The following is a 6351-nucleotide window of genomic DNA, read 5'->3' on the forward strand; positions in this document are numbered from 1 at the left end:
GGCCTGACGTGACGCTCGACGGTATCCTGACGGTTCTGGGCCTGCTGGCGGCGATCTACGCGGTCATGTCGCCCGTGCAGCGCCTTCAGGCGCGCCTCGGCATGGCGGCGCAGCTGAGCTTGGCCACGCTCGCGTTCGGCGCAGCAATCTACTTGGAGTTCTTCGATTGGGCGGGACGGCCCTGCTGGCTGTCGGCCGATCTCTGTCGCCTGATCACGTTCCACGAGAACGGCATCAAGCCCAACCAGGTCGCGTTCCTCGTGCTGGTGGCTTGGATGCTGGGCGCCTTCGTTCTGCATCGCGTCTCGCGCCCTGGAACGGACGCGCTGCCGACGTTGCAGCGTCTGGTCGAGAAACTGCTCTACGAGCGACGGGAGGCCGAACTTGTCGACGCCATCGCGCCGTCCCTGCCGATGATCGGCCAGGTCGCTCGGCGGCGCCTGCGTCGGCAAAAGCTCGCCGACCAGTTCTGGATCTGGCGCAACCGCCACACGCCGCGGGGGCAAATGCGCGCGATGCTCACCGGTCAGCCGGACTTGCCCGACACCGGCTGGTCAGCATGGCGGCGAGCCCTTCCCCTGGTCGGCTGGGCTGGTGTCTGGGCGCCGTCGATGAAATGGGCCGAGACAATCGGGCGCGACCTGACCCAGACGTTCTACACTTCGCCGGCGCTCCTGGACTTCACCGTGGCGCTGCGGCCCTATTTCGGGCTCGCGCTCTTGGAAATGGACGGTGTTCGGGTTGGCGACTACGCCGACCGGTTCCTGGGACGTCTGATCGCCACGCCGTCGAGCATCCTCTATGCGGAACTTGAGGAGAGCCAGGTTCTGACGGGCGTTCCTCAACGCTACCAAATCTCCGAGCGCGCGCGCCTGCTTCGCTACCTCTTCGACGATGTGACCCGCGCTCAACGGCTCGGCGCCTGGACCCCTGTCGGCAACCACGTCCTGGCGCTGCTTCAGCCGGAGACCGACCCGGTCTATCGGCTTGCCCTCAATCGTCCGGCCAACCGCTTCGAGGCCGACAGCTTGAAGGACCCTACCTGGGCGGCGCTTTCGTTTTTCGACATGATGGTGACCGAGGCGGTCTTCCAGGACGTCGCCGACACCATGTGGCTGGCCTACTGGCCCGACATCGTCAAAGGCCTCGTCCAGGCCCACGATCAGTCGGCCGCGGAAGCCCGCCTCGATGAAGAGTTTTCGACCTTCGGCGCGCGGCTGCTCTACGAGATCTTCGAGACCTATGTGAAGTGGATCCGCCTGGCGCCGAGTCGGCCGGAGGGCTCGACGCACCACTACCTCGACGCTGCCCAGCTAGAAGAACCGACCAATAGCGTACCGCAGGCGGCGCTGCGCTGCATGGCCATCAGTCTCAAGCACGTCGTCGACAGCCTCTTCCTCGACGCCGAGATCAAACAAAGCATCGTCGGCTACCTTGTGAGGCGGATCGGCGATCTCGGTTGGGGTGCGGGCGACCAGTATCTGAAGGACAATTTCGTCCAGGCCCTGGTTACGGGCGCCAGCCTGTCCAAGGCCGGCGGTTCGGCCTATCGGGCCGCGCTCCTTGACGTCGTCGCCGGTCTCGACCCGGAGGAACGGTATCGTGCCACCGTGGTAGTCGAAGCCCTGCGCGAACGCCAAGCAGGCGGATAGGCGAGAGGCGCCACGCGCTGGGTGACGTCGTTCGCCGAATCCATCCACAGTTATCCACACCTCGCTTTAGAGCGCCGTGAGGTCGTCGATGACTAGTGCCGCGCGTGCCGTCGTTTTCGAACCGGATCCCGTATCCACGCCCACGATCAACGCGGCTCCCCACAACATGGAAGCCGAGCAGGCGCTGCTCGGGATCCTGCTCTACGACAACGCCGCCTACGAACGGCTGACCGACAGCCTGCAGGGGCGCTGCTTCTACGAGCCCTTCCACCAGCGCCTGTTCCAGGCGGTCGAGACCCATGTCCGCAAGGGCCAGCTGGCCGAGCCGATCCTGCTGGCCGACGAGTTCAAGGCCGATCCGGCGTTCCAGGAGCTGGGCGGCCTGCGCTACATGGCCGACCTGGTCGACCGCGCCCCGCCGGCGGCCAATGCCGGCGACTATGCCCGGGTGATCTTCGACCTGTCGTTGCGCCGCGAGTTGATCCGCATCGGCGGCGACATCGCCACGGCGGCCCAAGGCGGCAACGAGGAAAAGCGCACCGCCCGCGACCAGATCGAGGCGGCCGAACAGCAGCTCTACAGCCTGGCCGAAAGCGGCGCGGCCTCGTCCGGCTTCGTGTCGTTCGGCGACGCCCTGCGCGGCGCGGTCGAGATGACCGCCGAGGCCTACAGCCGCGACGGCGGCATGTCGGGCGTCTCGACCGATCTGATGGACCTGGACCAGAAGATCGGCGGCCTGCACCCCTCCGACTTGATCGTCCTGGCCGGTCGTCCCTCGATGGGCAAGACGGCGCTGGCGACCAACATCGCCTTCAACATCGCCAAGAAGTACGCCTACGAGATCCAGCCTGACGGCACCAAGAAGACCGTCCAGGGCGGGGTGGTGGCCTTCTACTCGCTGGAAATGAGCGCCGAGCAGCTGGCCCTGCGTATGCTGGCCGACGCCTCCGGCGTGTCGGGCGACAAGCTCCGCAAGGGCGAGATCGACGCTTCGGAGTTCGGCCGGGTCCGCGACGCGGCCATGGAGCTGCAGGAAGCGCCCCTCTTCATCGACGCCACCGGCGGCATCTCGATCGCCAAGCTGACCGCCCGCGCCCGTCGCCTGAAGCGCCAGGTGGGCCTTGATCTGGTCGTGGTCGACTACCTCCAGCTGGTCACCGGCTCCGACCTCGGCTCGAATGCCAATCGGGTCGCCGAGGTCAGCCAGATCACCATGGGCCTCAAGGCACTCGCCAAGGAGTTGGCCTGTCCGGTCATCGCCCTGTCGCAGTTGTCGCGAGAAGTCGAAAAGCGACCAGACAAACGACCCCAGCTCTCCGATCTTCGGGAGTCGGGCTCGATCGAGCAGGACGCTGACATGGTCTGGTTCGTTTATCGGGAGAGCTACTACGTCGGTCGCGCCGAACCGCGCGAGGGCACACCCGAACACCTGACCTGGCGCGACGAGATGGACCGCCTACAAGGCCTGGCCGAGGTGATCATCGCCAAGCAGCGTCACGGCCCTATCGGCACCGTGCGTCTGTCGTTCGATAGTGACACCACCCGCTTCGGCAACCTTGCCCGTGACCACCACTTCGCCCAGGGCCGACAGGGGCATGACGACTAGGCCTAGCGCTTCGGCCGGAACGAGCGCGCCTCGTTCGCGTCGGGGAGCCTTTCAGCGCCCGCGTCCCGCAGAAGATTGACCAACCTGCTGAGTCCGCCTCAACGTCGTTGCGAACATGGAGCCACCGATGGCCGACGCGTCAGATTTCCTGCCGACCAGCTTCACCCCCGTCGAGGAAGAGGTATTCGGGAAGGCCTACTGCAAGACGTGCGACCGCAAGCACTTTGACGATGCTCGCGCCTGGGCCCACCAGCATGTACGTGAGACTGGCCACGCTGTGGAGCTTCATTTCGGCTACGACGTCCGCGACGAGCACTGGATGGCCAGGCTGCCCTATGAACGCCTGGCCGAGCTGGAGAAGCTGGTCGCCGATCCGCAGTCGGCGCGCGCGCTAGCCAGCAAACTTCTGAAGGGGGACGACGAGGGCTAGACCATCGCCCTGGCCGCTTCCCCGAAATTCCGCCGCCGAAGCGCCTACCAGTCCCGACGCTCGGCGGACTGGTCTTCCCGGACCGCGTTGGCCTCATAATAGGCGGCCACGCGCTCCAAAACTCTGCCCATGCGGGGAAAACGGTGACCCACCTTTCTCGCCTCGTCACGGTAGCGTTGGACCAGAACCCGCTCCTGGGCGCCGTGGCGGCTCTTCTACGCCGCTCTCTGGATCAGGTCGTAAGACAAGCTTCAGAAGGCGCATGAAGAAGTCAGGCTCCGTCGCCATGGCCTTCTTGAGGCGACAGCGCGGTCTGTCGGACCAATTGGTCGACGGAGATGGCTTGGCCCTCTTGGAACCTGTGCCCCGCGAGCCCGATCGCAGGCAACGCCCGGCCCGACGCCACAATTTTCAGACAGCAATCGCCCGCGCGCCCAAAAACCACTTGCATGGTTTACGAGCGAAAGGCCAAGCTTAAACCCTGCCGAGTAGTGAGTGCGAGTTTGTCAGTCACGGGCCCGCGGGCCTAGCAATCGGTGAACAATGCCCGGACCTTTGCTGCAGGCCCACGTCGACTACCTTGCCGACTTACTGGCGACTGACCGTTTAGTTTTGTTCGTTGGCGCGGGCATCTCCCGCCAAGCGATCCCCAAGAAGAACATCGACCCCACCGACCAGATGCCGCTCTGGAAGGATCTGGCGGAGAAAGTCGCCCGTGAAACCGGCGAGGACATGTCTGCGTATAATGGCAACATCCTGGACCTGTTCGACGCCATCAAGGCGAACCAGTCGCGGATGACACTCGAGGAGGCCGTGCGCCGCGCCATCCCCGAAAACGACTTTGATCCGTCACCAGCGCATCTCGAGCTCGCAAAGCTTCCCTGGCATACCGTTTACACGACCAATTACGACAACCTTCTATCCCGGGTGTTGGGCGAGAAGACAGTTGTAGACACCGATCAGAAGTATGAGTGGATGGCGCGGGAAGACGGGAGTCGCCCACGCCTTATCCACCTCCACGGAACATTGGACAATCTTGGAACGCTGACCGGCTCTGACTACTCTCTTTGGCCGGAGAAGAACCCGCTCGGCTATGCGAACCTAAAGAACGTCGCGCTGAACAAGACCATCCTCTTCGCCGGCTATTCATTCTCCGATCCACACCTGATGTCAGGCCTCCTGCCTTGGATCCGGACAGCGATGACCGGCCGAGGAAAGCGCCACTATGCGTGGATGTGGCGGATCAATGCCGAACAGCGGACGTTGCTCGACAAGCGCGACGAAATCACAGCCCTTCCGATCGAAAACGACGAGGACTGGGTCAGAGCCTTCGCCCAGCTCGGCGAGGCGCTGAAACGGCGCCAGGCCATTTCGCCACCTCGGCGGAAGGAAGCGCCTCGCCCGAACGGCGCACCGACGCTCTCGTTCGATCGCGCGATCGTCAACGGCTACAAGCTCTATTTCCACCGCACTCGTCGCCAGATGACAGTGAAGCGCCTCAGCCAGCTGACAGGGATCGACGCACGCGAAATCAACAATCTCGAACAAGTGAAAACAAAGGTCTCCGCATCGGCGAAGTGCTTTGGGTCAATACAGCGGGAAAATCTTGCTCGGCTTGAACACGCGCTGGAATGTATTGGGGAACTCGAATTTGGCCGTCCCGACGATTTTCTTGCGACCTACATTTTATACTACACGGTGAACCGGGGCGTAGTGAAGGCCTCCAGTACGACGAAGCCGCTGGACTTCAAGCCCCAAACCAAGGCGGTCGTTTTCGACTTTGGAGGCACCCTTGCCCTCTCCAGCAGCGAGCTTAGCACTTGGGAGCGCATCTGGGCTTCGGTGGGCTATCAGATAGAGGATGCCGCCGAGCTGCACCGTCAGTTTCTTGCAAAAAAGATCACTCACCAAGAGTGGTGCAATCTGACCTGCACAAAGCTACGCGAGCGAAATTTCGGCCGCAAAGAAATGAAGTCGATTATCGGCGATATATATCCTGTCGCCGGACTTCCTGAAACAATCAAGACTCTGCACGACGCCGGCATCGCCCTATATGTCGTATCAGGCTCCATTAAGGAGATCATCTCCAACGTCATTGGAGACGCAACCTATAAGCTGTTCAGCGAGGTCAAGGCCAATGAGTTCATTTACGACGACACGGGCGTCATAAAGGAAATTCGTGGCCATCAGTTCGACTTCGAGGGCAAGGCGCATTTCATCACCAGGGTGATCGAGGAGCAGCGGTGCGCACCGCTGGAAGTCCTGTTCGTGGGCAATTCCCTAAACGATAGCTGGGCAAGCCGGTCAGGCGCGCGGACACTGTGCGTGAATCCCAGCAATGTCGATCACAGCAACACGCTTATCTGGACGGACTATATCAAAAAGATGGTCGACCTGTCGGAGATCATGCGGTTCGTGAACGGCAAGGCCGCGTAGCGTAATTCAAGAACCGACGGCCGACCCGAGCGTATTGCCCCTCGAAGGCCAGTACGTATTATTTCCGATAATGTTTATTAGACGCAAAATACGTGTAGTCGGGCGGATTCTATTTTGAAGTGCGATTTGTGAGGGTTTTTATGGACTTACGTCCACGGAGATTTTTCACATGGGATCGCGCTACGACCATATCACGATTGAAGAACGCCACCTGATCTGTCGCTGGC

4 protein-coding genes are annotated in these 6351 nt (G+C 62.3%); all 4 read left to right on the forward strand.

The window, feature by feature from the left end; all coding sequences use genetic code 11:
• The first annotated feature begins 8 nt into the window (after nt 1-8).
• Nucleotides 9-1652, forward strand: a complete 1644-nt coding sequence (locus tag ABDW31_RS23215) for a hypothetical protein (protein WP_099539231.1) — start codon at nt 9-11, stop codon at nt 1650-1652.
• Nucleotides 1653-1740: 88 nt separating this feature from the next.
• Nucleotides 1741-3258 carry a replicative DNA helicase gene (locus ABDW31_RS23220; RefSeq protein ID WP_099539232.1) on the forward strand — a complete coding sequence of 506 codons (1518 nt, stop codon included), beginning with the start codon at nt 1741-1743 and terminating at the stop codon, nt 3256-3258.
• Between the two features lie 127 nt (nt 3259-3385).
• Nucleotides 3386-3688 (forward strand): hypothetical protein, encoded by a 303-nt coding sequence (locus ABDW31_RS23225; RefSeq protein WP_099539233.1) that lies wholly within the window; start codon nt 3386-3388, stop codon nt 3686-3688.
• 555 nt (nt 3689-4243) lie between these two features.
• Nucleotides 4244-6124, forward strand: coding sequence for an SIR2 family protein (locus tag ABDW31_RS23230; RefSeq protein WP_343699663.1), 1881 nt, complete (start codon nt 4244-4246; stop codon nt 6122-6124).
• The last annotated feature ends 227 nt before the right edge of the window (nt 6125-6351 follow it).

The sequence above is a fragment of the Caulobacter sp. genome (assembly GCF_039596335.1).
GTDB lineage: Bacteria > Pseudomonadota > Alphaproteobacteria > Caulobacterales > Caulobacteraceae > Caulobacter.